The organism is Jatrophihabitans sp. (assembly GCF_046262535.1).
Classification (GTDB): Bacteria; Actinomycetota; Actinomycetes; order Mycobacteriales; family Jatrophihabitantaceae; genus Jatrophihabitans.
Genome location: NZ_JBHEMO010000018.1, coordinates 44,900 through 69,675, shown reverse-complemented (window position 1 = coordinate 69,675; position 24,776 = coordinate 44,900). Strand labels below are relative to the sequence as shown.

At 71.0% G+C, this 24,776-nt stretch carries 26 protein-coding genes; 11 read left to right on the top strand and 15 right to left on the bottom strand.

The window, feature by feature from the left end:
* The first annotated feature begins 63 nt into the window (after positions 1-63).
* Complete coding sequence (locus ABR571_RS02260; RefSeq protein ID WP_409451556.1) at positions 64-1,290, top strand: molybdopterin-dependent oxidoreductase; 1,227 nt, start codon at positions 64-66, stop codon at positions 1,288-1,290.
* Entirely contained in the window at positions 1,290-1,751 is a 462-nt protein-coding gene (locus ABR571_RS02255; protein WP_409451555.1) for a hypothetical protein, read from the top strand. Before ABR571_RS02260 ends, ABR571_RS02255 begins: the two co-directional genes overlap by 1 nt.
* Here ABR571_RS02255 and ABR571_RS02250 read toward each other — a convergent pair.
* From ABR571_RS02250 to ABR571_RS02240, 3 genes are read right to left on the bottom strand one after another with little or no spacing between them, the layout of a single operon-like run.
* The gene (locus ABR571_RS02250; RefSeq protein ID WP_409451554.1) at positions 1,664-2,323 is read right to left on the bottom strand and encodes a class I SAM-dependent methyltransferase; all 660 of its coding nucleotides are present in this window, start codon (positions 2,321-2,323) and stop codon (positions 1,664-1,666) included. The two genes, ABR571_RS02255 and ABR571_RS02250, sit on opposite strands and share 88 nt — an antisense overlap.
* On the bottom strand, positions 2,323-2,976 hold the full coding sequence (locus ABR571_RS02245) for a DUF2064 domain-containing protein (protein WP_409451553.1): 654 nt from the start codon (positions 2,974-2,976) through the stop codon (positions 2,323-2,325). Before ABR571_RS02245 ends, ABR571_RS02250 begins: the two co-directional genes overlap by 1 nt.
* A complete protein-coding gene (locus ABR571_RS02240; RefSeq protein ID WP_409451552.1) occupies positions 2,973-3,638 on the bottom strand; it encodes a glycosyltransferase family 2 protein in 666 nt (221 codons plus the stop codon). The genes ABR571_RS02245 and ABR571_RS02240 overlap by 4 nt, the downstream gene beginning before the upstream one ends.
* A 105-nt stretch (positions 3,639-3,743) precedes the next feature.
* Between ABR571_RS02240 and ABR571_RS02235 the strand changes: the two genes are divergently transcribed.
* Positions 3,744-4,430, top strand: coding sequence for a response regulator transcription factor (locus ABR571_RS02235; protein ID WP_409451551.1), 687 nt, complete (start codon positions 3,744-3,746; stop codon positions 4,428-4,430).
* Positions 4,431-4,497: 67 nt separating this feature from the next.
* Positions 4,498-5,631 (top strand): sensor histidine kinase, encoded by a 1,134-nt coding sequence (locus tag ABR571_RS02230; RefSeq protein WP_409451550.1) that lies wholly within the window; start codon positions 4,498-4,500, stop codon positions 5,629-5,631.
* Here the strand turns inward: ABR571_RS02230 and ABR571_RS02225 are convergent.
* Positions 5,628-6,440 (bottom strand): AraC family transcriptional regulator, encoded by an 813-nt coding sequence (locus ABR571_RS02225; protein ID WP_409451549.1) that lies wholly within the window; start codon positions 6,438-6,440, stop codon positions 5,628-5,630. The genes ABR571_RS02230 and ABR571_RS02225 overlap by 4 nt on opposite strands.
* Positions 6,441-6,521: 81 nt before the next feature.
* Here ABR571_RS02225 and ABR571_RS02220 point away from each other — a divergent pair, with 81 nt between their 5' ends.
* Positions 6,522-7,187, top strand: a complete 666-nt coding sequence (locus ABR571_RS02220) for an alpha/beta fold hydrolase (RefSeq protein ID WP_409451548.1) — start codon at positions 6,522-6,524, stop codon at positions 7,185-7,187.
* Here the strand turns inward: ABR571_RS02220 and ABR571_RS02215 are convergent.
* Together ABR571_RS02215 and ABR571_RS02210 are read right to left on the bottom strand one after the other, a co-directional pair.
* Positions 7,176-8,198 (bottom strand): NAD-dependent epimerase/dehydratase family protein, encoded by a 1,023-nt coding sequence (locus tag ABR571_RS02215; protein WP_409451547.1) that lies wholly within the window; start codon positions 8,196-8,198, stop codon positions 7,176-7,178. The genes ABR571_RS02220 and ABR571_RS02215 overlap by 12 nt on opposite strands.
* On the bottom strand, positions 8,195-8,983 hold the full coding sequence (locus ABR571_RS02210; protein WP_409451546.1) for an S-methyl-5'-thioadenosine phosphorylase: 789 nt from the start codon (positions 8,981-8,983) through the stop codon (positions 8,195-8,197). The genes ABR571_RS02215 and ABR571_RS02210 overlap by 4 nt, the downstream gene beginning before the upstream one ends.
* Positions 8,984-9,014: 31 nt before the next feature.
* Here ABR571_RS02210 and ABR571_RS02205 point away from each other — a divergent pair, with 31 nt between their 5' ends.
* Together ABR571_RS02205 and ABR571_RS02200 are read left to right on the top strand one after the other, a co-directional pair.
* Positions 9,015-10,169, top strand: a complete 1,155-nt coding sequence (locus tag ABR571_RS02205) for an acyl-CoA dehydrogenase family protein (protein ID WP_409451545.1) — start codon at positions 9,015-9,017, stop codon at positions 10,167-10,169.
* On the top strand, positions 10,166-10,804 hold the full coding sequence (locus tag ABR571_RS02200) for a Maf family protein (RefSeq protein ID WP_409451572.1): 639 nt from the start codon (positions 10,166-10,168) through the stop codon (positions 10,802-10,804). The genes ABR571_RS02205 and ABR571_RS02200 overlap by 4 nt, the downstream gene beginning before the upstream one ends.
* Positions 10,805-10,921: 117 nt before the next feature.
* On the opposite strand, the gene ABR571_RS02195 is transcribed toward ABR571_RS02200, so the two are convergent.
* Genes ABR571_RS02195 through ABR571_RS02175 form a run of 5 tightly spaced genes read right to left on the bottom strand, consistent with a single transcriptional unit; the run spans position 10,922 to position 16,517 of the window.
* Positions 10,922-12,643 carry an adenylate/guanylate cyclase domain-containing protein gene (locus ABR571_RS02195; RefSeq protein WP_409451544.1) on the bottom strand — a complete coding sequence of 574 codons (1,722 nt, stop codon included), beginning with the start codon at positions 12,641-12,643 and terminating at the stop codon, positions 10,922-10,924.
* 39 nt (positions 12,644-12,682) lie between these two features.
* The gene (locus ABR571_RS02190; RefSeq protein ID WP_409451543.1) at positions 12,683-13,615 is read right to left on the bottom strand and encodes an alpha/beta hydrolase; all 933 of its coding nucleotides are present in this window, start codon (positions 13,613-13,615) and stop codon (positions 12,683-12,685) included.
* A gap of 5 nt (positions 13,616-13,620) precedes the next feature.
* Positions 13,621-13,821 carry a hypothetical protein gene (locus ABR571_RS02185; RefSeq protein ID WP_409451542.1) on the bottom strand — a complete coding sequence of 67 codons (201 nt, stop codon included), beginning with the start codon at positions 13,819-13,821 and terminating at the stop codon, positions 13,621-13,623.
* Positions 13,818-15,338 carry an acyl-CoA carboxylase subunit beta gene (locus ABR571_RS02180; protein ID WP_409451541.1) on the bottom strand — a complete coding sequence of 507 codons (1,521 nt, stop codon included), beginning with the start codon at positions 15,336-15,338 and terminating at the stop codon, positions 13,818-13,820. Before ABR571_RS02180 ends, ABR571_RS02185 begins: the two co-directional genes overlap by 4 nt.
* 30 nt (positions 15,339-15,368) lie before the next feature.
* Positions 15,369-16,517, bottom strand: coding sequence for an acyl-CoA dehydrogenase family protein (locus tag ABR571_RS02175; protein WP_409451540.1), 1,149 nt, complete (start codon positions 16,515-16,517; stop codon positions 15,369-15,371).
* A 52-nt stretch (positions 16,518-16,569) separates the two neighbouring features.
* Here ABR571_RS02175 and ABR571_RS02170 point away from each other — a divergent pair, with 52 nt between their 5' ends.
* The 3 genes from ABR571_RS02170 to ABR571_RS02160 all read left to right on the top strand — a co-directional run bounded on the left by ABR571_RS02170 (position 16,570) and on the right by ABR571_RS02160 (position 20,056).
* Positions 16,570-16,971: a MerR family transcriptional regulator gene (locus ABR571_RS02170; RefSeq protein WP_409451539.1), complete on the top strand. Its 402-nt coding sequence runs from the start codon at positions 16,570-16,572 to the stop codon at positions 16,969-16,971.
* Between the two features lie 120 nt (positions 16,972-17,091).
* Complete coding sequence (locus ABR571_RS02165) at positions 17,092-18,180, top strand: family 16 glycosylhydrolase (RefSeq protein ID WP_409451538.1); 1,089 nt, start codon at positions 17,092-17,094, stop codon at positions 18,178-18,180.
* Between the two features lie 118 nt (positions 18,181-18,298).
* Positions 18,299-20,056: an acetyl/propionyl/methylcrotonyl-CoA carboxylase subunit alpha gene (locus ABR571_RS02160; RefSeq protein ID WP_409451537.1), complete on the top strand. Its 1,758-nt coding sequence runs from the start codon at positions 18,299-18,301 to the stop codon at positions 20,054-20,056.
* A 7-nt stretch (positions 20,057-20,063) separates the two neighbouring features.
* Here ABR571_RS02160 and ABR571_RS02155 read toward each other — a convergent pair whose 3' ends face one another.
* Entirely contained in the window at positions 20,064-20,417 is a 354-nt protein-coding gene (locus tag ABR571_RS02155; RefSeq protein WP_409451536.1) for a hypothetical protein, read from the bottom strand.
* 24 nt (positions 20,418-20,441) lie between these two features.
* A complete protein-coding gene (locus tag ABR571_RS02150) occupies positions 20,442-21,869 on the bottom strand; it encodes an NAD(P)H-quinone dehydrogenase (protein WP_409451535.1) in 1,428 nt (475 codons plus the stop codon).
* 80 nt (positions 21,870-21,949) lie between these two features.
* On the opposite strand from ABR571_RS02150, the gene ABR571_RS02145 reads away from it, so the two are divergent.
* Positions 21,950-22,414, top strand: coding sequence for a gamma-glutamylcyclotransferase family protein (locus ABR571_RS02145; protein ID WP_409451534.1), 465 nt, complete (start codon positions 21,950-21,952; stop codon positions 22,412-22,414).
* A 72-nt stretch (positions 22,415-22,486) separates the two neighbouring features.
* Here the strand turns inward: ABR571_RS02145 and ABR571_RS02140 are convergent, their stop codons facing one another.
* Together ABR571_RS02140 and ABR571_RS02135 are read right to left on the bottom strand one after the other, a co-directional pair.
* Positions 22,487-23,638 carry an amidohydrolase gene (locus tag ABR571_RS02140; protein ID WP_409451533.1) on the bottom strand — a complete coding sequence of 384 codons (1,152 nt, stop codon included), beginning with the start codon at positions 23,636-23,638 and terminating at the stop codon, positions 22,487-22,489.
* The gene (locus ABR571_RS02135) at positions 23,635-24,771 is read right to left on the bottom strand and encodes a glutamate--cysteine ligase (RefSeq protein WP_409451532.1); all 1,137 of its coding nucleotides are present in this window, start codon (positions 24,769-24,771) and stop codon (positions 23,635-23,637) included. Before ABR571_RS02135 ends, ABR571_RS02140 begins: the two co-directional genes overlap by 4 nt.
* Positions 24,772-24,776 lie beyond the last annotated feature (5 nt).

The following is a 24,776-nucleotide window of genomic DNA, read 5'->3' as shown; positions in this document are numbered from 1 at the left end:
GCAGCGCGAACTTCTTCATGACGTAAGGGTTCAGCGGGCCCGATCGCGACGAGACTCCTGAGGGTGACCGTGCAACCGACGCAAACCGAGCCGGCGCCGAGAAGCGCGCCCCCGTTGTGGCCCCGTTTCACCAGCACGCTGCGCTCCACCGCGTTGACGGCCCGCGTCGGTCGCGTGCTCGGCATCTGTTTCGGCATCTGCTTCGTCACCGGGCTGCTCAGCCACTACCAGTACCACCCATGGTCCTGGCTGCCCGAGCCGGCTTCGCCGGTCTGGGCCTACCGGGTCACGCAGGGCATTCACGTCGTCACCGGCACCGCCGCCATCCCTTTGCTGCTGGTGAAGCTGTGGTCGGTGTTCCCGAAGCTGTTCCAGTGGCCGCCGGTGAAGTCGGCGCTGCACACCCTCGAGCGGCTGTCGCTGGCCGTCCTCGTCTCGTCCGCCCTCGTCGAGCTGTTCACCGGTTTCTTCAACGCGCTGAACTGGTACCCGTGGCCCTGGGACTTCGTCCAGGTGCACCGCTTCCTGGCCTACGTCGTGATCGGCTCGATCCTGCTGCACATCGCGGTCAAGCTGCCCGACATCAAGTACGGGCTCAAGGTCAAGGTTGCCGACGGCGACGTGCTGACCGAGATCTCGTGGGAGGACAACCCCGACGCGTACAGCAACAACGACGACACCGCCCAACCGGCGCCGGTCACGCCGGGGATCACCCGTCGGGGACTGCTGGCCGCCACGGGCATAGGGGTGGCCATCGTCGTCGCGAGCTCCATCGGCGAGACGGTCACCCCGCTCGCTCCGATCGGACTGCTGGCCACCCGACAACCGAAGAGGGGCCCGCAGGGCGTGCCGGTCAACCGCACGGCCGACCAGGCGAACGTGCGCGAACTCGCCCTCGCCCCGAGCTGGCAGCTCGCGGTCACCGGCCGGCAACCGTACGTCCTCACGCTGGCCGAGATCGAGCAACTGGCCACACACGAGGCGAGCTTCCCGATCGCCTGCGTCGAGGGCTGGAGCGTCGGCGCCCACTGGCGCGGCCTGCGGCTGCGCGACGTCGTCGAGCGCGCCGGCGGCACCATCCACTCGCGGGTGCGGGTCGTGTCCCTCGAGGCGCACGGCGCGTGGAAGCACTCCTACGTCGAAGGTCCGCAGGTGGCCTCGGCGCTGCTCGCCACGCATCTCAACGGCGGGCGGCTCGACATCGAGCACGGGTACCCGCTGCGGCTGATCGCGCCCGACCGGGCCGGCGTCCTCAACACGAAATGGCTGACGCGGGTGGAGGTCCTCTGATGCGTACCCGACTGCTGACCGGCGGGGCCGGCGTGTTGCTCGGCCTGTTCGGGGTATTCCGCCTCGTCACCCAGATCCCGAGCGACGACCTGATCGCACTCTTCGTGTGGTTGCTGGCGGCGCTCCTCATCCACGACGGACTCGTCTCACCGGTCGTCGTGGCGGTCGGCGTGCTCGTGACCAAGGCAGTATCGCCACGGACCAGGCGGTACTTACAGGGCGCCTTGGTCACGGGCGCGTTGATCACGGTCATCGCCGTGCCCCTCATCACGCGGGAGAACAGCCAGCCGCAGGTCAAATCGATCCTGCAACAGGACTACAGCGCGAACCTGGTCGTGCTGCTCGGCATCGTCGCCGGCGGCGCGCTCGCGCTCTACGTCCTGCGGGTGTTCCGCGACCGGTCGCGGACCAGCGTCACGAACGACCGGCCGTCCGACGACCACCCGTCGAGTCCCGCGTAGCCGGCATCGACGGCGTACTGCAGCAGTGCGGCGACGCCGACGTGAGCCCAGTCGAACAGCGGACCCACCGGCCGGCCGCCGTCGCTGAAGCGGACCTCGAGGATGTCGTGCGCGTCCGGGTCGGGGTGCGTCTCGACGATCAGCTGACCGTCGTTGGCCAGGAGCCGGCCGATCCGGGCGAGGAGGCGGTAGGGGTCGCCGCCGATGCCGATGTTGCCGTCGATGAGAAGGACGGTCGGCCACCGGCCCTCGCCGGGCAGGTCGGCGAAGACGCTGCGCAACAGGGCCGGGAAGCCCTGTGCGCGGGTCAGCGCGACCGCGGTCTCGGCGATGTCGACGCCGAGCGCGGCGATCCCGCGCGAGTTGAGCTCGGACACGAACCGTCCGGGGCCGCAGCCGACGTCGAGCACCGGGCCGCGACAGCGGTCGAGCACCGTCCGGTCGGCGCTGTCCGCAGCGCCGAGCCACCGGGCGACGTCGAGCGTGAGCAGCCGTCCGTCCTCGGTGTGCAGCCCGAGCGGACCCGCGCCGCGCAGGGCCTGCTCGTAGGGCGCGAGCGCGCCGACCTCCATCAGGCGGCCCGGGCGACGACGGCCAGAGCGGCCGCGAAGGCGGTGTGCGGCGCGAGCTCCGCGACCGCGGCCGCCGTGTCGATCGTGTCGACGTCGACAAGCGTGTCCAGGATCTGCACCCGCATCCCCTGCTCCTGCAGCCGGCGCAGCTGGACGGCGCCGGTGTGCGGGCTCGACATCGGCACCCCGCGGATCGCCGCGGCCGCGTTGCGGGCGTCGGCAAAGCCGATCGTCCAATAGCCGCCGTCGGCCGCGGGTCCGAAGCAAGCGTCGTAGCGCGACGGGTCGAAGCCGACCAGATCGGTGGGACTCAATTGCGGTGTGTCCATGCCGACGAGGAGCGCCGGCCCCGTGCCGACGGCATCGAAGGCCGCCGCGAGGCGCGCGTCGAGGGCGCCACCGGGCTGCGCGACGCGCCGCCAGCCGCTCGGCAACCAGCCGGCGACGTCGCCGTCGAAGGCCAGGACCCGCTCGCGGGCCGGCACGCGATCGACGACGAGGATCGTGTCGCTGAGGGCCGCGGCGGCGAGCTCGGCGGCGGCGGCATAGGTCAGCGGCGGGACGAGGCGGGTCTTCACCCGGCCGGGGACCGGCTCCTTGGCCAGCACGATGAGGGCCGGTGCACCGCTCAGATGCGTCGCGGGTCGCCTCATGTCGCGAGCACCGCGCTCATGTCGCGCACGGCCTGCACGGTTCCGCGCAGCGTTCCGGTCACCTTGGACCGTCCGGCGCGCGGGGTGTACTCGACGCCGGCGGCAGCGACGCGCCATCCGGCCTCGGCGGCGCGGAGCACGGTCTCCACCGGGTATCCGCACCGGCGGTCGGCGACACCGAGGGCGAGCAGGTCGGCCCGGCGGGCCACCCGCAGCGGTCCGACGTCGTGCAGCGCGAGCCCGGTCCGGCGGCGCACCCGGCGGGCGAGCTCGAGGTTGGCGACCCGCGCCGGCAGCGGGAAGGCGCCGCGCCCGACGGGAAGGCGGCGCCCCACGACGAGATCGGCCCCGCCCCGCAGCACGGAGACGAAGTCGAGCGCGGCGGCCGGGTCGATGGTGGCGTCGCAGTCGCACACGGCGACGTACTCGGCCGTGGCGGCGAGCAGGCCGGCATGGCAGGCCGCACCGTAGCCGCGCTGCGGGCACTCCACGACGAGTGCACCGCCGGCCCGGGCGATCGCCACCGATCCGTCCACCGAGCCGTTGTCGACCACGATGGCGCGAGCGCCCTCGGGGATCCGCGACAGCACCCACGGCAGCGCCTCGGCCTCGTCGAGACAAGGCAGGACGATGTCGAGGATCGGAGCGTCGATGGCTGACACCCCTTCGACGCTAGGGCCGGAGCAGGGGAAACAACCCTTACCGACCGGTGACGGCCGACCGCGAAAGCGGCGCCGACCGGTGCGGCAGTCACTAGCCTTCAGCGCATGGCACACGTCCTGGTCGTCGACGACGACGACACGGTGGCCTCGGTCGTCGTCAACTATCTGGAACGGGCGGGTCACACCACCCGCCAGCTCGGCGACGGTCGCGAGGCGATCGACGCGATCGAGGCGAAGCAGCCCGACCTCGTCGTCCTGGACCTCATGCTGCCCGGCGTCGACGGTCTCGAGGTGTGCCGTCGCGTCCGCGCGGACTATCCGGAGGTGGCCGTGGTGATGCTGACGGCGCTCGCCGAGCCCGATGACCGCATCGCCGGCCTGGAGGTCGGCGCCGACGACTACGTGACCAAACCGTTCTCGCCGCGCGAACTCGTCTTGCGGGTCGACTCGGTCCTGCGGCGCATCGCCGGCTCGGCGTCGGCTCCGACCAGAACGGTCCTGACCGCCGGCTCGATCACGGTCGACGCGGCCGCCCGGCGGGCCACCCGCGACGGCGAGGAACTGGCCCTGACGGTCCGCGAGCTCGATCTCTTGACCTTCCTGCTGAGCAATCCGGGCCAGGCGTTCACCCGCGAACAGCTCATGCGCGAGGTGTGGGGCTGGACCTTCGGCGACCAGTCGACGGTGACCGTCCACGTCCGCCGGCTGCGGGAGAAGGTCGAGAACGACCCCACGACGCCGTCGCTGATCCAGACCGTCTGGGGTATCGGCTACCGACTGGAACTGCCGTGACCAGACGGCACGAACAGCATGTGTGGACCGGAGTCTCGCCGTCGGCCCCGGCGGAACGGGGCCGGGCGTGACGATCACGTGGACCAACCTGGGCGCCGCCCTGCTGTGGGCGGTCGTCGCGGGCATCGCCACGTGGGTCGTCCTGACGCCCGTGCGGCGCCGCTCCCTGGTCGGTCTGCTGACGTCGCTGGTCGTGACCGGCGCGGCGGCGTCGATGGGCGCGCTGTGGGGCGCGATCCACTCGATGCTCCTGCCGATGTGGGACTGGAAGACGATGATCGTCCTGACCGCGTTCTCCGGTGGAGTCACCACTGTCGCGGCGATCGCCGTCGGCCGCCGGCTCGGTCGCGAGAACGCATCCCTCCTGCACGCCGTCGCCGAGATCGGTGAAGGCCGGGTGCCCACCGCCGACGGGCGGCGCCTGACCGCTGAGGTCGCGCAGGTGCGCAGCGAGTTGCGCGCGACGGCGGCTGCTCTGGCCGCGACCCGCGAACGCGAGCGGTCACTCGAGTCGGCGCGCCGCGAGCTGGTCTCGTGGGTCAGTCACGATCTGCGGACGCCGCTGGCCGGCCTTCGCGCCATGGCCGAAGCGCTCGAGGACGGCGTCGTCGACGATCCCGGGGTGTACTTCAAGCAGATCGGCTCGTCGGTCGAGCGGCTGAACCAGATGGTCGAGGACCTGTTCGACCTGTCGCGGATCCAGGCGGGCGAGGTGTCGCGCAACGCCGAGAACATCGCCCTCGACGACCTCGTATCGGACTGCATCGCCGCACTCGAGCCGCTCGCCGCGGCGCAGGGCGTGCGGGTGGCCGGCTCGGTCGACGGAGCGGCGACCGTGGTCGGCAACGGCCCGGAACTGAATCGGGCCCTCACCAATCTGGTCGCCAACGCGATCCGCCACACCCGCGCCCAGGGGCTCGTCGATGTGCGCGTCGGTTGGTCCAGCGAGCCGGAGCCGCTGGCCGAGGTGGTCGTGCGCGACGAGTGCGGGGGTATTCCCGATGCCCATCTGGACCGGGTCTTCGACGTCGGCTTCCGTGGCGAGACTGCGCGGAGCCCGCACGCCGACCTGCCGGCCGGGGCCGGGCTCGGGCTGGCGATCACGAGAGGCATCGTCGAGGCGCACGACGGCACGGTGGACGTCGAGAACGAACCCGGCGGGTGCCGGTTCCGCGTGCGGCTGCCGATGAGCGTGGCTTAACCGCGAGGGGCGTTCTCCCGACCGGCCCGGTATCGACCCGGGGTGCTGCCCATGACTGCGGCGAAGGCCGCGATGAAGCTGCTCGGATTGGCCCACCCGCAGGCGTAAGCGGTCTGCGTCGTGTCGTAGCCGTCGGCCATGAGCACGAGCGCGTGGTAGATGCGCAGCTGCGTGCGCCACTCGTAGAAGGTCATGCCGAGCTCGTCGCGCAGCAGCCGGCTCAGGGTGCGCGAGCTGGCTCCGATCGCCTTACCGAGTTCGGTCAGCGAGGAGCGGTCGGCCGGCCGTTCGGCCAGGATCCGCGCGAGCGCCTGCAGCCGGTCGTCCTTGGGGTCGGGCAGGTGCAGCGGCTGCTCCTCCGTTTGCCCGAGCTCGTCGACGAGGACCCGAAGGAGGCGCGCACGGGCAGCCCCTCGGTACCTCGGCGTCGCCTCGCGGTAGTTGTCCCGCCCGGTCAGGGCCAGCATGATCTCGCGCGCGATTCCGGAGGCGAGCAAGACTGCGGGCCGGTCCGGCAGCGACCGAGCCGCGGCCGGCCCGACGAACACGATCCGCATGTCGGTGTCGCCGTGGGCGCGATGCTCGTGCGTGTACCCGGCCGGCGTCCAGGCCACCCGGTTGGCCGGAGCGATCGACGTTCCGCGGTCCGTGTGCACGGCCAGGACGCCGGTTGCCGCGTAGACCAGGTGGCCGCGCGCGTGCGATTGCCCGCCGCTGCCGCCCCCGGACGGCCACAGGTGGCGTCCGCCGCTCGGCCAGAGGTGCGAACGGGTCGCCTGGCCGTTCCGGTCTTGGCGGCGAACGGGCATGATACGTCAGTTTAGCGGTAGCCCGCCACGTCCCCGATCTGATCATCTGGAGTCGTCCGAAGCAGTGAGTGAGGAGGATCGATGGCAACCTTCGTCCTCGTTCCCGGCGCCTGGCACGGCGCCTGGGCGTTCGAGGCTGTGGTCCCCCTGCTCGAGCGGGCCGGGCACGTCGTGCACGCCGTGACGCTGACCGGCCTGGGGCCCGACGACGACGCAGCCACGATCGCCGCTGCCAACCTCGATACCCACGCAGCGGACGTGCTGGCGGTCCTCGATCGCGCGACCCTCACCGACGCGACGCTGGTGGGCCACAGCTACGGCGGGATGGTGATCGCGGCCGCCGCCGACCGCGCCGGCGGTCGCGTCTCCCGACTCGTGCACCTCGACGCCTACGTACCCCGCGACGGCGACTCGTGCTGGTCGTCGACGACCGAGGCATACCGCCAGGCGTTCGTGGCCGGCGCCGCGGACTCCGGCTACGCCGTGCGGCCGCCCGACCGACCCGGTCGCGATCCCCGCCGCCGTCCCCACCCCTTCGCCTCGCTCGTGCAGCAGATCCGGCTGACCGGTGCGGTTGCCGAGGTCCCCCGCCGCGAGTTCATCTACTGCTCCGGATGGGAAGGCACCCCCTTCACCCGGCTCCGGGCCCGACTCGACGCCGATCCGGGCTGGCAGGTCTTCGAGCTGCCGACCGCCCACGACGCGATGCGCGAAGCCCCGGGTGCCGTGGCCGAGCTATTGGCCTGAGCCGGCGAGCTCGGCCAGGCCGGCGGCAAAGTCGACCTGCGGCGCCCAGCCGAGCTCTGCGCGCAACCGGGACGAGTCGGCGGTGATGTGCCGGACGTCCCCGAGGCGGTAGTCGCCAGAGACCATCGGCGCCGGGCCGCCGACGGCGTCGGCCAGCGCGGCGGCCAGTTCGCCGACGGTGCGTGGCGTACCCGATCCGACGTTGTAGGCGCGCACGCCCCCGCCGTGGTGCAGGGCGGCGACGGTCGCAGCCGCGACGTCGCGCACATGGACGAAGTCGCGGCGCATGCCGCCGTCCTCGTTCACGCGGGGAGCGATGCCCTGACGCAGCGCTGACAAGAAGATGGCGGCCACACCGGCGTAGGGGGTGTTCATCGGCAACCCCGGGCCGTAGACGTTGTGGTACCGCAGCGCCGCCACCGATCCGCCGGTCGCCCGCGCCCACGAGGCGGCGAGGTGCTCCTGCGCCAGCTTCGAAGCGGCGTAGCCGTTGCGCGGATCGAGGGGCGCGTCCTCGCTGACGAGCGCCGGCGCGAGAGCCTCGCCGCACACCGGGCAGGGCGGCTCGAACTCGCCGGCGGCCAGCGCGGCCTCGGCACGCGGGCCCGGCCGCACGTCGCCGTGCGTGCCGCAGTGGCCCACGCCCTCGCCGTACACCACCATCGAGCTGGCCAGCACGAGCCGCGCGACGCCGGCGCGAGCCATCGCTGCCAGCAGGATCGCGGTGCCGTGGTCGTTGGAGCCGGCGTAGTCCGGGAGGTCCTGCACGTCGACGCCGAGTCCGACCTTCGCGGCCAGGTGCACGACCGCGTCCGCGCCCCGCAGGGCCGAGTCGACGGCCGCCGCGTCGCGGACGTCACCGACGACGAGCCCATCGATCACCGGAGCGGGTCCGCGGTGGACGTCCGCCCGTAGCGAGTCGAGCACGACGACGTCGTGACCGCCGCCGCGTAGCGCCGCCAGCACATGCGTGCCGATGAAGCCCGCGCCGCCGGTCAGCAACACCCTCATGGCAGCTGGAAGGACGGCGGGTAGCCGGTGGTGTCCCCACAGGGGCAGTCAGCCTGGTCCGCGGGCAGCCGCTCGAGGGTGCCCACCAACAGCTCGCGCAGGCGCGGCAGGTTCGCGGCGAAGGCGGCCAGCACCTCGGCGTGCGTCACGCCGCCGCCGGCTTCGACTCCGGCGTCGAGATCGGTGACCAGTGCCAGCGTCGTGTAACAGAGCGCGAGTTCGCGGGCCAGCCCCGCCTCGGGCATCGCCGTCATGCCGATGATCGACCAGCGGTGCGCCTGGAATTCCAGCGACTCGGCTCGCGACGAGAAGCGCGGACCGTTCACGACCACCAGCGTGCCGCCGTCGTGGGCCGCGCCGCCAGACAGCGCGGCGGCGCGGCCGCGCGGGCAGTAGGGGTCGGCGAAGGTCGCGTGCGCGACACCGGACCCGTCATCGAAGTAGGTGTGCTCGCGGCCGTGCGTCCGGTCGGCGAGCTGATCGGGAACGACGAGGGTCCCGGTCGGCAGCGACGGCGTCAACGAGCCCACCGCCGACAACGACACGACCTGGCGGACACCGAGCGAGCGCAGCGCCCAGAGATTGGCCCGGTAGGGGACGACGTGCGGAGCGAACCGGTGCTCGGCCCCGTGCCGCGGCACGAAGGCGACCGAGCGCCCGGCGAGCGTGCCCAGACCGATCGGATCGCTGGGCCGCCCGTAGGGCGTATCGATCGTGCGCTGCTCCGGATCGTCCAACAGGGAATAGAAACCGGAGCCGCCGATCACCCCGATGTGCGCGGTCATCGCTCCACGCTATCCGCCCTACCATGACGGCATGGACCGCAAGCACTACGACGAAGATCACCTCGCGTTCGGCGACGCCTTCCGCGCCTTCGTCGACAAGACCATCGTGCCCAACTACGTCGAGTGGGAGGCGGCGGGCATCACGCCCCGCGACGTGTTCCGCGAGGCCGGGGCCAGCGGGTTCCTCGGCATGGCGGTTCCCGAGCAGTACGGCGGCGGCGGGGTCGCCGACTACCGGTTCAACCAGATCCTCAACGAGCAGATCGCCGAGGCCGGCGTGACCGGATCCGGCCTCGGCATCTCGCTGCACAACGACACCTGCCTGCCGTACTTCCTCTCCTTCACCAGCGACGAGCAGAAGCAGCGCTGGTTGCCGGGCATCGTCTCCGGCGAGTTGATCACCGCGGTGGCGATGACCGAGCCGGGCGCCGGATCCGATCTCGCCGGCCTGCGGACTAGCGCCAAGCGCGACGGCGACCACTACGTCGTGAACGGCGCGAAGACGTTCATCACCAACGGCATCAATGCCGATCTCGTGATTACCGCGGTCAAGACCGGCAGCGATCCGGCCGACCGGCGGGGCGGGATGTCCCTTCTCATCCTCGAACGCGGGATGGACGGGTTCGAGCGCGGTCGCAATTTGCACAAGCTGGGTCTCCACTCCCAGGACACGTCGGAGCTGTCGTTCACCGACGTCCGCGTCCCGGTCGAGAACCTGCTGGGGGACGAGGGCGAGGGCTTCAACCAGCTCACCCAGAAGCTGCCGCAGGAGCGGCTGTCGATCGCCGTCTCGGCCCTCGCCGAGGCCACGGCGGCATTCAAGGAGACCGTGCAGTACGTCCGCGACCGCAAGGCGTTCGGCCAGTCGATCGCCTCCTTCCAGAACACGAAGTTCGTCCTGGCCGATCTGGCCACCGACCTCGACATCGCCCAGGCCTACATCGATCGCTGCGTCGACCGGCTGAGCGCGGCCGAGCTGAACGCGGCCGACGCGGCGAAGGCCAAGTACTACTGCACCGAGCTGCAGGGCCGGGTCATGGACCGCTGCCTGCAGCTGCACGGCGGTTACGGGTTCATGAGCGAGTACGCGATCTCGCGCCGGTACGCCGACGCCCGGGTCACCCGCATCTACGGCGGCACAAGCGAGGTCATGAAGACCGTCATCTCGAAGTCCATCGGTCTCTGACCGGCTTGTCCAGCCACTCGACGGTGCGCTTCGTCCTCGCCTCGGCGTCGCCCGCGCGCCTGGACACCCTGCGCCGGGCCGGGATCGAACCCGAAGTGATGGTCAGTGGGGTAGACGAGGATGTTGTCACCGCGCCGACCACGGCCGAGCTGGTTGTCCGCTTGGCCGAGCTCAAGGCAACGGCCGTGGCGGCGCAGGCCGGCCCGGCCGCCCTCGTCCTCGGCTGCGACTCGATGCTCGACCTCGACGGCGCGGCGCTCGGCAAACCGGGCTCGCCGGACGTCGCGCGGGCACGCTGGCGGCAACTGCGGGGACGGACGGGCGTGCTGCACACCGGGCACTGCCTCGTCGACACCGCGACCGGCCAGGCGGTCATCGAAGGCGCGGCTACGAGCGTGCGGTTCGCCGACGTGACCGACGCCGAAATAGATCTGTACTGCGCGACCGGCGAGCCGCTCGCCGTGGCCGGCGCCTTCACGATCGACGGCCTCGGCGGCTGGTTCATCGACGGCGTCGAGGGTGACCCGCACACCGTCGTCGGCGTCTCGCTGCCGATGGTGCGCCGAATGCTGCACGAGCTCGGCCACGGCCTCGAGGCCGTCGGCTATCCGCGCCCGAATCGGCGCGGGAACTGACAGAGCCAGCCGGTTTGGCGCACCGACCAGAGCGGGTGACCACTTTCGGCCCGGCTGGTGGTCAGCTGCTCTGGTCGGCGAAGCGGACGGACGCAGCCGGCGCGGAAACGCACCGGGTCAGTCGCGGATGTGGCCGCCCGGCGCCGGCAGGTCGGCCACCGCCTTGGCGACGTCGGTGAGCCGGCGCGCGAGCGACACTGTCGCGCCGCCGTCATCGGGCGAGGTGACAGTGCGGTAGGTGTGGGTCGGCGCCTCGCGGCCGCGCAGCCGGGTGACCCGGCCGGCGACCCAGTTCTGTCGCTCCTCGGCCGACGCGGCCTCGACGGTGGCGTCGCTGGCCAGGATGTTGCCGTCGACCCGCTTGGCCAATTCGGTCAACCGGGCCGCCTCGTTCACGGCGTCACCGATGATCGTGTACTCGAGCCGGCTGGCCGCGCCGATCTGCCCGGCGATGACCGGACCAGCCGCCACCCCGATCCCGATGTGCAGCTCACCCATCTCGGCCACCCGGTCACGGATGGCGCGGCCGGTCCGCAACGCGGCGGTGACCGGATCGGCCAACTCGACCGGTGCGCCGAACACGCAGAGGGCCGCGTCGCCCTCGAACTTGTTCAACAGGCCGCCGTTGCCCTCCACCTCGTCGACGACCACGCCGAAGAACCGGTTCAGCATGTCGACGAATTCGATCGGGTCGGTCTCGCGGGTCAGTTTGGTCGAGCCGGTGATGTCGACGAACAACGCCACGACATCACGCCCCTCGCCGCGGAGGGTGACGCCACCGGTGATGGCCTCCGCGGCCACGGCGGGTCCGACGTGCCGGCCGAACAGGTCCTGGATGCGTTCGCGATCGCGCAGGCCGCCCACCATCGCGTTGAAGCCGCTCTGCACGAGGCCGATCTCGCCCGCGTCCTCGATCGGGACCGTGACGTCGAAATCGCCCTCTTCGACGCGGTGCAGCGCTTCGACCATGCTGCACAGCGGATTGCCGATGGCCTTCGCAGCCAGGGCGGTCGAGTAGCCGCCGAGCAGGAGGGTCACGACCGCGACGATGATGCTGACGCCGACGACGTGGGTCTTGCCTCGCGGCGCGGTGAGCACCAGCACCAGACCGAGGATCGGCGTGCCGGTCGTCAGCACCCAGATGAGCAGCAGCCGCCAGCGCAGCCCGAACACGGGCATCTCCTGCGGCGGCGACGACTCCAGCGCGAGCCGCGCCACCGGCTGGTTGACGCGGCCGACGAGTAGGTAGGTGATTCCGGCATCCGCCGAGGCGGCCAGCACGATGCCGCCGGAGATCCCGAAGACGGTCTGCGCGTCCTCGCCGACGGCAGCGGCGGCGACGGCGATCACGAAGCCGCCGAAGATCCACAACGCTGCAGCGATCACCGCCATGTCACGGGGCAGGCGCAGGGCGCGCCGGGCATCGGCGATCGAGGGCCGCTCACCGCGCAGGAGCCAGCGCAACGTGCGCCGCTGGACGAGCGCGGCGACGGTGACTCCGGCGAGCACCGAGAAGAGCACCATGATCGCGGTGGTGGCCAGCACGACCTGCAACTGGTGGTCGGTGGCCCTGGTGTTCATCGCGCCGACGACGACGGTGACGATCAGCACGCCGATGACGTTGACGCCGATGCCGAGCGCCGCCGTGCCGGCCACCGTCCGCATGACGAACGGCAGGTTCGCGGCGATCTGCGCGACCTCGACCGGCTGGTTCTCCTCGCCGCGGCGAGCCAGGGCGATCACCGCGTCGCGGACCGGGTTCGCGCAGTCGTCGTCGCCGGCACCGGCGGTCGGTGCCGCCTCGGTGACCGGCGTGTCGTCGCTACCCCGTTCGTCCACGTATCGATTGTCCCGCACGGCGAACCGCTCTGGACACGGTCACCCCGCGGCGGTCCCGTATGCGCGTCTCAGGGCGTCCGCGGCGAGTCGCTGGTAATGCCGGGCCGACCGCATCGCGGTGTACGTCGACGAGTGGACGTGGCCGCGAGCTCTGACGTGTTGGGTGGGAACGCCGGCCGCGGCGAGGCGCCGCGCGTACTCCTCACCCTCGTCGCGCAGCGGGTCGAACTGCGCAGTGATGACCGTTGTCGGCGGCAGGCCGGCCAGGTCGCGAGCGAAGAGCGGCGACGCGTAGGGCTCGGGGCGCCGACCGGCATCGGGCAGGTACAGCTCGTACGCGTCGAGCAACTCGGCCCGGGTGAGCAGATAGCCGCGTCCGTATCGCTTGTGCGACGGGCTGCTCCCCGTCAGATCGAGCACCGGTATCTCGAGCAGCTGGAAGATCGGCCGCGGGCCCTCGCGGTCGCGCGCCATCAGGGTGGCCGCCGCCGCGATGCCGCCGCCGGCCGAGAGCCCTCCGATGGAGACGCGAGTCGCGTCCACACCGAGTTCCTCGGCGTGCGCGACCGTCCAGCACAGCGCGGCGTAGGCGTCCTCGACAGCGGTCGGGTACGGGTGCTCGGGCGCGAGCCGGTACTCGACGGCGACAACGGTGCAACCAACCGTCCGCGCATACCGGGCGGCCACGTCGTCGAGGTCGCGGGGGGCGCCGTAACAGAAGCTGCCGCCGTGCATGAGCAGGTGCGCAGGCTGTGGACCCGGGGCGATACCGGAATGGATGCGGACGCCCACCGTGCCCCCGTCGACCGGGACCGTGTGCTCGCTCACCACGATCCCGTCGCCGAGGTCGCCCAGAGGTGCCGGCCCGGAAGGCGCGTCCGCACGCCGCGCCTCGATGGTCGGCCGGCCCTGTCGCCATTCGCGGAACTGGATGGCCAGGCAGGCCAGCAGCACGGACGGGTAGCGGGGCACCGGCGTTACTCGCGTTCGTCGAGCGGGGATGAGGGACGGCGCAACGCCGCCAGCCGGGTGGCCTGCCATCGGCGGCAGCCGTCCGCCGGCCGCGAACCGGACGACACGACGGCCAGGACGGCAGCGATTTCCTCGTCGCTGGCGTTGCCGCGCACCGAGATCTCGGTTGTGTCGGTGGCGACGACCCGGCCGGCGAGCGACGTCATGTCGGCGGCACTCCGTGCCGCTTGGTGGCGAAGTGCCGCGTCTTGCCGATCAGGACCGCGTAGCGCTTGATCAGCTCGGCGCGCAGTTCCGACGGCTCGATCACCGCGTCGAGGACGAGGTCGGACGCCAGCCGGAGCAGGTCGACGTCCTGTTCGTACTCGACTCGCTTGGTCGCGATGAACTCGGCCTGCTCGTCGGCGTCGGCGATCTCGGCGATCTTGTTGGCGTAGACGGCGTTCACCGCGGCCTGCGGGCCCATGATCGCGATGCGCGCGGTCGGCAGGGCGATGCAGGCGTCCGGCATGAACCCGGGGCCGGCCATCGCGTACAGCCCGGCGCCGTATGCCTTGCGCACGATGACCGAGATCTGCGCGACGGTCGCCTCCGAGACGGCCGAGACCATCTTCGCGCCGTGGCGGATGATGCCCTGCCGCTCGACCTCGCTGCCGATCATGAACCCGGGGACGTCGGCCAGGTAGAGCAGTGGGACGTTGAACGCGTCGCACAGCCAGATGAAGCGCGCGCTCTTGTCGGCGGAGTCGACGAACAGCACGCCGCCCTTCACCGCGGAGTTGTTGGCCACGATGCCGATCGGTCGACCGTCGAGCCGGCCGAACCCGACCACGACCTCGGGGGCGAACAGCGGCTTGATCTCGAAGAAGGAATCGGCGTCCACGAGACCATCGATCACCTCGTGCACGTCGAACGGGACTGACTCGTCGGCCGGCACGCAGTCGTCGCTCAGGTCGAGGATCGGCGGCTCGGCCTCGGCCTCGGGCACCGGCTCGCGCCAGCACGTCGGCAGGTAGGAGAAGAACAACCGCGCCTGCTCGATCGCGTCCTCGTCGTCGACGGCGAGATTGTCCCCGCAGCCGGAGAGGGTGGCGTGCATCCGTGCGCCGCCCATCTCTTCGAGCGTTACCTTCTCGCCGACAACCATCTCGGCCATGCGCGGCGAGCCCAAGTACATCGAGGCGTTGCCCTCGACCATGATCACTATGTCGCAGAAGGCCGGGATGTACGCGCCGCCGGCGGCGGACGGGCCGAACAGGCAGCAGATCTGCGGAACCTTGCCCGACAGCGCCACCTGGTTGTGGAAGATCTTCCCGGCACCGCGGCGGCCGGGAAAGAGTGCGACCTGATCGGTGATCCGGCCGCCGGCCGAGTCGATCAGCCAGAAGATCGGCAGCTCCTCCACCAGGGCCCGTTCGGTGATCCGGATGATCTTCTCGACCGTCCGCGCCCCCCACGAGCCGGCCTTCACCGTCGGGTCGTTGGCGACCACGAGCGCCGGCCGGCCGTCCACCAGACCTTGACCGGTGACCACGCCGTCGGCGGGCAGGCCGGCCGCGAGGGCGTTCGCCAGCTGCCCGTCCTCGACGAACGTGCCGTCGTCGAACAGCAGCGCCAGGCGGTCGCGGACGTAGAGCTTGTGCTGCGCGGCCAACTTGGCCGCCGCCTTGTCCGGCGGCGCCAGGGTGGCCTCACGCGCGGCGCGGAGTTCCTTGTCCTTCATGAGGCAGAGTCCTTCATGAGGCCGAGTCCTTCATGCGACCGGCAGTCCGAGGCCGCGCGCGATCAGCATGCGCTGAACCTCGTTCGTGCCCTCACCGATCTCGAGGATCTTCGCGTCGCGGTAGAACCGGGCGACCGGGAACTCCTCCATGAAGCCGTTGCCACCGAACACCTGCGTCGCCGTCCGGGTCGCGTTCATGGCCGCGTCGGACGAGTACAGCTTCGCCATGGACGCGGCCTGTTTGATCTGGGCCGCGGGGCGCCCGGCGTCCTTGAGCCAGGCCGCCTTGTAGGTGAGCAGGCGCGCTGCCTCGACCGAGACCGCCAGATCGCTCAGCGCGAAGGCCACCGACTGCCGCGAGCCCAGCGGGGCGCCGAATGTATGCCGCTCGTTCGCGTACTTCACCGACAGGTCGAGGCAACCCTGGGCGAGACCGACAGCCAGGGCCGAGATCGCGATCCGCCCCTCGTCGAGGATGGCCAGGAACTGCCGGAACCCGTTGCCGCGGCGGCCGAGGAGGTTCTCCTCGGGCACCCGGCAATCGGCGAAGCTGAGGCCGTGGGTGTCGGAGATGTGCCAGCCGAGCTTCTCGTAGGCCGGCTCGACGGTGAACCCGGTCGTGCCCGACGGAACGATGATCGTGGAGATCTCGTCGTCCCCGGTGCGGGCGGTGACGGTGACCAGCGAGGTGATGGGCGTGCCGGAGTTCGTGATGAACGCCTTGGCGCCGTTGATGATCCACATCCCGTCGGCCAGCGTGGCCCGCGTCTTCGTGGCCCCGGCGTCCGACCCCGCCTCCGGCTCGGTGAGCCCGAAGCCGGCGAGCGCCCGCCCGGCGACCAGATCGGGCAGCCACTGCTCCTTCTGCTCTTCGGTGCCGTACGCGAGGATCGGGTTGATGCCGAGCCCGACGGCCGCTTCGAGGGTCGCGCCGATCGACTGGTCGACCCGGCCGATCTCCTCGATGGCCACGCACAGTGAGGTGAAGTCGCCGGCGCTGCCGCCGTACTGCTCGGGGACGTTGACCCCGAACAGGCCCAGGTCGCCCATGGCGTGGACGGTCTCCACCGGCAGGTGCCGATCACGGTCCCATTGGGCTATGTGCGGTGCCAGCTCCCGTTCGGCGAAGTCGCGGACCACTTTGCGGAACGTCTCGTGATCGCCGGACAGCTCGAACATGGCGTGGCCTCCGCCGCTTGACGTTTACGTTAACGTCACGGATCCTAACCGCATGCCGGCCCGCACGAAAGACCGCACCTGGACGGTCGGCGAGTTGGCCTCCGAGCTCGGCGTGACGACGCGGACCCTGCGCCACTACGAGGCCGAGGGGCTGCTCCGCCCCGAGCGGGTCGGCCAGAACCGGGTCTACTCGGCCCGGGACCGGGCCCGGCTCCGCCTCGTCCTGCGCGGCCGTCGCTTCGGGATGACGCTGGCCGAATGCCGCGAGATCGTCGACATGTACGACGGCGCCGCGTCCTCCGAACGCCGCCAGCTCGAGATCCTGCTCGCCCGCCTCGGCGACATCGCCGAGGATCTGCGGGCCCGGCAGGCCGCCCTGCGTCGCACGCTCGGCGAGGTCGCCGAAGTGGCCGACCAGTGCCGATCGCGCTTGACCGACCTGACAAATCGGTAGAATTCGGTAACGGCCTTGTGTAAGTGTGAGCCGTGCGTTAAGTTTGCGTAAAGCGCAGGTAAAGCGGGGGCGCAGCGCCTTCTGGGACAGGCCCGGAATGCATGAGCAGAGGACCACACAATGTCCAGCCCTTCCGCGCGTAATGGCGTCGTACTCGGCGCCGTGAGCACGTTCGCGGTCGTTCTCCTCGCCGCCGCCACCATTCCGACCGAGGCGGCGTCGGCCTCCGTGCAGTCGCGGTTCCCGCGACCGCGCCCCAGCACGACCACGGCGACGCCGACACCCACGCCGACGCCCACCACGGCGACGCCGACACCCACGCCGACGCCGACCACTCCGGCGCCCACCACGCCGACGCCCACCACTCCGGCGCCGACGACAACCACACCCGCGCCTCCGTCAGGCCCGAACTGCGGCGTCAACCCGCTCAAGGCCGACGGCACCCAGTGGACGTGCACCTTCGACGACGAGTTCTCCGGCACAACGCTGGACAGCACGAAGTGGATCCCCATCAACAGCGCGGCCAGCGGCAACAACGGCGGCGGCGCCTGCTTCGTGAGTACGCCGAACAACATCTCCGAGGGCAACGGCGTCCTGACACTGACCGCCCGGCAAGAGGCCGCGCCGTTCCTCTGCCCGACGCCGAGCGGCGGGTTCACCACGTCCTACACGACCGGTGAGGTCGCGACGTACACGAAGTTCTCGCAGACGTACGGCCGGTTCGACGTCCGCGCCTCGTTCCCGGCGGCAACCGTGGCCGGCCTGCAGTCGGCGCTGTGGCTCTGGCCGGACAACGCGCTCAAGTACGGCGCGTGGCCGACGTCCGGCGAGATCGACATCGCCGAGGAGTACAGCATCTATGCGGACCGGGCGATCCCCACGATCCACTACCTCTACGACCCCTACTCGGTCAACACCGTCACGAACACGAACGTGACGACCAATTACTACTGCATGATCAACGACGTGCACGCGTTCCACGACTACACGGTCGAGTGGACGCCGACGACGATGACGATCCTGTACGACGGCAACACCTGCCTGATCGACAACTACAAGGCCAACGCCCCGCTGACCGGCAGCGCGCCGTTCGACTCGCCGTTCTTCGTGGCGCTCACCCAGAGCCTCGGGGTGCAGACCAACGCGGTCACGGCGTCGACGCCGCTACCCGCGTCGACCCAGATCGACTACGTCCGCGTCTGGAAATAGCCCGACGTCACTCTCGGCCGATACGCCGTCGGGCGCAGATCCCTCCCCCGGGTAATCTGCGCCCGACGGCGTTTTCGCGCTCCGGCGAAGGCCCGCGTATCGGCCAGGAGGCTCGACGGTGCAGAAGATTCTCATCGCCAACCGGGGCGAGATCGCGGTTCGGGTCATCCGGGCCTGCAAGGACGCGGGCTACGCGTCCGTCGCGGTCTACGCCGATCCCGACCGCGATGCGCTGCACGTCAGGATGGCCGACGAGGCGTTCGCGCTGGGCGGCACCACGCCGGGTGACTCGTACCTCGTGATCGACAAGGTCATCGACGCCGCGACGAGATCGGGCGCCGACGCGGTGCACCCCGGCTACGGCTTCCTGTCCGAGAACGCCGACTTCGCCCAGGCCGTGCTCGACGCGGGGCTGACCTGGATCGGCCCGTCGCCGCAGGCGATCCGCGACCTCGGCGACAAGGCGGTGGCCCGGCACATCGCCGAGCGGGCCGGCGCCCCGCTGGTCGCAGGCACCAAGGACCCGGTCGCAGGGGCGGACGAGGTGGTCGCGTTCGCGCAGGAGCACGGGCTGCCCATCGCCATCAAGGCCGTCTACGGCGGCGGTGGTCGCGGCATGAAGATCGCCCGCGAGATGGACGAGGTTGCCGATCTCTACGAGAGCGCGGTGCGCGAGGCGATCTCGGCGTTCGGCCGCGGCGAGTGCTTCGTCGAGCGCTACCTCGACCGCTCGCGCCACGTCGAGGCGCAGGTGCTGGCCGATCAGCACGGCAACGTCATCGTCGTCGGCACGCGCGACTGTTCGCTGCAGCGCCGCAACCAGAAGCTGGTGGAAGAGGCGCCGGCGCCGTTCCTGACCGACGAGCAGCGAGCCACCATCCACGCCGCCGCGAAAGCCATCTGCCGCGAGGCCCAGTACTCCGGCGCCGGCACGGTCGAGTTCCTCGTCGGCGCCGACGGCGTCATCAGCTTCCTCGAGGTCAACACCCGGCTGCAGGTCGAGCATCCGGTCACAGAGGAGACCAGCGGCATCGACCTCGTCCGCGAGCAGTTCCGCATCGCCGAGGGCGAGAAGCTGCGCTTCGACGCCGACCCCACGCCGCGCGGGCACGCCTTCGAGTTCCGCATCAACGGCGAGGACCCGGGCCGCAATTTCCTGCCCGCGCCGGGCACCGTGACGACCTACCGCGAACCGGCCGGTCCGGGCGTGCGCGTCGACTCCGGCATCGAGGGCGCGTCGGTGATCGGCGGCGCGTTCGACTCCTTGTTGGCCAAGCTGATCGTCACCGGCGAGACCCGCACCGAGGCCCTCGAGCGAGCCCGCCGCGCGCTCGATGAGTTCGTGGTCGAGGGCATGGCCACCGCGTTGCCCTTCCACCGCGCCGTCGTCCGTGACGACGCGTTCACCGCCGAACCGTTCACGATCTTCACCCGCTGGATCGAGACGGAGTTCGACAACACGATCCCGCCGTTCGGCGCGGGGGCGTCGGCCGATGACGAGGCCGCGCCGCGCGAGACGATCGTCGTCGAGGTGGGGGGCAAGCGGCTCGAGGTGTCGCTGCCGGCCGGGTTCGGTGCCGGGAGCGGGAGCGGTGGCGGCGGTGCCCGCAAGGCCGCGCCCAAGCGGTCGGCCGGCAAGAAGACCGGCGCGGCCGCGTCCGGGGACTCGCTGAGCGCCCCCATGCAGGGCACGATCGTCAAGGTCGCCGCGGCCGAGGGTGACGTCGTCGAGGCCGGTCAGACCATCGTCGTCCTCGAGGCGATGAAGATGGAGCAGCCGCTGACCGCGCATAAGGCCGGCACCGTCACGAACCTCAAGGCGGAGGTCGGCGCCGTCGTCACGTCCGGCTCGGTCATCTGCGACATCAAGGACTAGTTCGAGGTCAGTCTCGGCGGGTGCGGATCCGGGTGATCATCTCGGCCCGCCGGCGCGCGAGGGTGGCCATCTCGTCGGCCCGGCGGCGGACGTCGGCGACGTCGGATCCGGTCGTGAAGACCATCGCCCACCCGGCCGCCTCGAGCTCGGGAACCCGCGCCACTATTTCGTCGTTCGCGACGTGATGGGTACCGGTGAAGGCGTGTTCCTCGTCGACGATCGCCACCAGCACGTGGCCGTCCGGCACGCCCGGCAACGCCGCCACGATCACCTCGGCGTGGTCGGCGAAGATGCCGGCGGCGCGGACCTTGGCCTCGGCCGCCGCGTGGGCCTCGGGTGAGTAGTCGCCGTGATTTGCCATCGAAAGTTCCTCGATCAGTAGAGATCAGTCCAGATCGTCGTGCAGCATCAACCGCCGCGCTGCTTCGGCAACCGAGCCGGACAACGACGGATAGACGCCGATTGTTCCGGCCAGGTCGTTGACGGTCAGGCCGCGCTGCACGGCGAGTGTCAGGGGAAAGATCAGTTCGGACGCGTCGGGGGCGACCACGACCGCGCCGATCACCGCACCAGTCGCCGGCCGGCAGTACAGCTTCACGAAGCCGTCGTCGTGCCCCTGCATCTTGGCCCGGGCGTTGGTGGCGAGCGGGAGCGTCACCTGCCGAGCCGGCACCTGCCCGGACGCGATCGCGGCATAGCCGATGCCCACCGTCGCGATCTCGGGATGGGTGAAGACGTTGGCCGCCACTGTCTTCAACCGCAGCGGAGCCACGGCTTCGCCGAGCGCGTGCCAGACCGCGATCCGTCCCTGCATGCCGGCCACCGACGCGAGCAGCAGCACCCCGGTGCAGTCGCCCGCGGCGTAGATCGACGGCACCGACGTGCGGGAGACCCGGTCGACGGCGATGTAACCGTTCCCGTCGAGGGCCACGCCGACGTGCTCGAGCCCCAGCTCGCCGACGTTCGGCACGGAGCCGACGCACATGAGGGCGTGCGACCCGTCCACGACCCGTCCGTCGACGAGATCGACGGCCACGCCCTCGGGCGTGCGCCGGACGGCCGCCGCGCGCGCCTGCTTCGCCAGCGTCCCGCCGCGACTGGTGAAGACCTGCTCGATGACGTCGGCGGCATCCGGGTCCTCCCCCGGCAGCACCCGGTCCCGGCTCGACACCAATGTCACCGGCACACCGAGTTCGGAGTACCCGCTGGCGAACTCCGCCCCGGTAACCCCCGAGCCGACGACGACCAGATGCTCGGGCAGTTCCTTGAGCTCGTAGACGTCGCGCCACGAGAGGATCCGCTCGCTGTCGGGCACCGCGGTCGGGAGCGTGCGCGGCACGCCGCCGGTGGCCAGCAGCACCACGTCGGCCTCGACCGTGTCCGTCACCCGGCCGGCGTCGTCGCGGACCTCGATGCGGTGGGCCCGGGCCGGCTGGTTCTCGGCGAAGCGACCCCGGCCGGCGAGCACGGTGACGCCCTCGTTTCCCAGCCGGGCGGCGATGTCGTCGGACTGCTGCTGGGCCAGCCGCTTGATCCGGTCGTTGACCACCGCGAGGTCGACGGCGACGTGGGTGCCGCTGGTGCCGACGCCGACCCGGGGGGCGTCACGGAACGCCGTCACCCGGTCGCTGGTGGCGATCAGCGTCTTGCTCGGGACGCAGTCGGTGAGCACGCAGGAGCCGCCGATGCCGTCGCGGTCGACGACGGTGACCTGCGCACCGAGCTGGGCCGCGACCAGCGCGGACTCGTACCCGGCCGGCCCGCCACCGATGATGACGATGCGGGTGCTGCGTCCGAAGCTCGTAGCGCTCACCGTCACATCCTCCATTGTCCCGCTCGGTTCGGCCGGTCGGTACGCTCCCCCCGACGCAGTCGCCGAGTTGAGGTGTTCGAGTGAGCCTGTCGAGTGGCCTGTATGCGGCGTACGGCTCGAACATGGACCCCGAGCAGATGCTCGAGCGGTGTCCGCACTCTCCGGCCGCGGGAACCGGTTGGTTGAACGGCTGGCGGCTCACCTTCGGCGGCGAGGAACTCGGCTGGGACGGCGCGCTGCCGATGGTCGTGCCCGACCCCGACGGCCAGGTGTTCGTCGCGCTCTACGACGTGTCGCCGCAGGACATGCGGACGCTGGACTACTGGGAAGGCGCCGACACCGGGCTGTACAACAAGATCCGGCTGCGCATCTCGACGCTGGACGGCGACGTCCTGGCCTCGGTGTACATCCTCGACAGCTTCGAGGGCGGCCTGCCGTCGGCCCGTTCGATCGGGCTGATCGCCGATGCCGCTCAGGCGGCCGGGGCCCCGGACGAGTACGTGGCCGAGCTGCGCAGCCGGCCCTGTCGTTCCCTCGGCGAGTGAGCGCGCGGCTCCTGTTCCCGTGATCAACAGACGTCCTGCGTCGATTATCGACGGTTTCGGTCTCTTGATCACTCAGTCGGCGGCCAGCGACGCCAGGGCCTCGCGGGCCAGAGCCACCGTGTAGCGCACCCCTACGTCGAGGGCCGCCTCGTCGATGTCGAACGTCCCCTGATGCAGGTCGAAGGCCGGACCGCCCGGCGGCCGTACCCCGAGCCGGGCCAGCGCGCCCGGCACGCTCTCGAGGTACCAGGCGAAGTCCTCGCCGCCCATGCTCTGCTCGGTGTCGACGAGCGCCTCGGCCCCGAGCGCGCCGAGGACGGCCGTCCGCTGGACGTCGACCGCCGCGGCCGAGTTCAGCACCGGCGGGACGCCGCGGGTGTACATCGTCGTGGCCGTGACCCCGCACGGCGCCACGATCTCATCGACGAGCTCGGTGACCATCGGCCCGGCGGCGTCCCACGCATCGCGGCGCAACACGCGCAGCGTGCCGCGCAGCCGTCCGGACGTCGGGATGGCGTTGGCCGCCCGGCCGCCCTCGACCGAGCCCCACACCATCGACAGCGCCGCTCTGGGATCGACCCGCCGGGACAACAGGCCGGGCAGATCGGTGATCAGCCGGCCCAGCGCGTAGACGAGGTCCTGGGTGACGTGCGGACGCGCGGTGTGCCCGCCCGAGCCGTGCAGCCGCACCTCGACATGGTCGCAGGCCGCGGTGATCGCGCCGACCCGAACGCCGACCTGACCGGTGGCCAGTCGCGGGTCGCAGTGCAAGGCGAAGATCAGGGCGACGTCGTCGAGGACGCCGGCGGCGACCGCGGCGTGCGCGCCACCGGGCACCGTCTCCTCCGCCGGCTGGAAGATCAGCCGCACGCGGCCGGGCAGCGGCTGCTGGGCCAGCTGCACGGCGGCTCCGAGCAGGATCGCGGTGTGCGCGTCGTGGCCGCAGCCATGGCACACGCCCTCGACGGTCGACCGGTAGGACACGGCCTTCTCGTCGGCCAGCGGCAGCGCGTCGATATCGGCGCGTAACGCGATGAGCGGCCCGTCCGAGCCGATGTCGCACAGCACGCCGGTACCACCCGGTAGCACCTGCGGCTTCAGCCCGCACGCTTCCAGGTAAGACATGATCACACCGGTGGTCCGCGTCTCGACGAAGGCGAGTTCGGGGTGCGCGTGCAGGTCGCGCCGGACGGCGACGACGTCGGAGGGGGACGGCTGAGTCACAGCGACAACCCCTCGCGCATCTCGGCGAGCAAGGAGTCGACAACCGGTTCCAGCGCACCGGCGTTCTCGGCCGCCGTCGCGCGCTGGCGCTGGTAGCTCGCGCCGCGGTCTATCAGTCGCGGGATCGCCTCGAGTTCGGCCGCGCAGTCGAGCTTGCGCGCGATGGGCAGCAGGTCGTCGACGAGGTCGGTGATCGCGTCCTTGACCGGCTGCAGGCGCCCGGAGTTGTCGATGACGATCTCGGCGTCGAGGCCGTACCGAGCGGCGCGCCACTTGTTCTCGCGCACCAACCACGGCCGCGGCTCGGGCAGCGTGTAGCCGTTGTCGATCTGCCGGTCGAAACGCTCGACCAGGCACTGCGCGAGCGCCGCGACGCAGCCGATCTCGTCGAGCGTCGGCAGCCCGTCGCAGATGCGCAGCTCGACGGTGCCGAAGTTGGGGTGCGGACGGATGTCCCACCACACCTCGCGGATCGAGTCGATCGCGTGCGACTCGATCAGCAGGGCCATGTACCGCTCGAATTCGTCCCACCCGGACAGCTGGTAGGGCAGGCCGGCCGTTGGCAGCGCTTCGAAGATCTTCGAGCGGTAGGACGCGAGCCCGGTGTCCGAGCCGATCCAGTACGGCGAGGATGCCGACAGGGCCAGAAAGTGGGGTAGGTACGCGAGCAGCGCGTTGACGATCGGGATCGCCTTGTGCGGCGAGCGGATGCCGCAGTGCACGTGGACACCGAAGATCTGCAGCTGCCGGGCCATCCACTGATTGCGTTCGATGAGCTGCATGTAGCGGTCGTTGTCGGTGATGCGCTGGGTCGACCAGTCGGTGATCGGATGGGTGCCGCTGCACATCAGTCCGACGTTGCGCTCGGCCGCGGCGGTCGCGACCTCGTCCACCGTGGCGGCGAGATCGGCCTTGGCCTCGGCGACGGTCTGGCAGATGCCGGTGATCACCTCGATGCAGGACTGCAGCAACTCGTGCTTGGCCTTGGGATGCTCGCCGTCGCCGTCCTTCGAGATGGCGGCCAGGATCGCGTCGGACGCACCCGTGAGCTGCCGGGTGTCGAGGTCGACCAGCTCGAGTTCCCATTCGACCCCGAGGCTCGTCCGCTGCGACGAGGTGAAGTCGATGCGCATCCTCC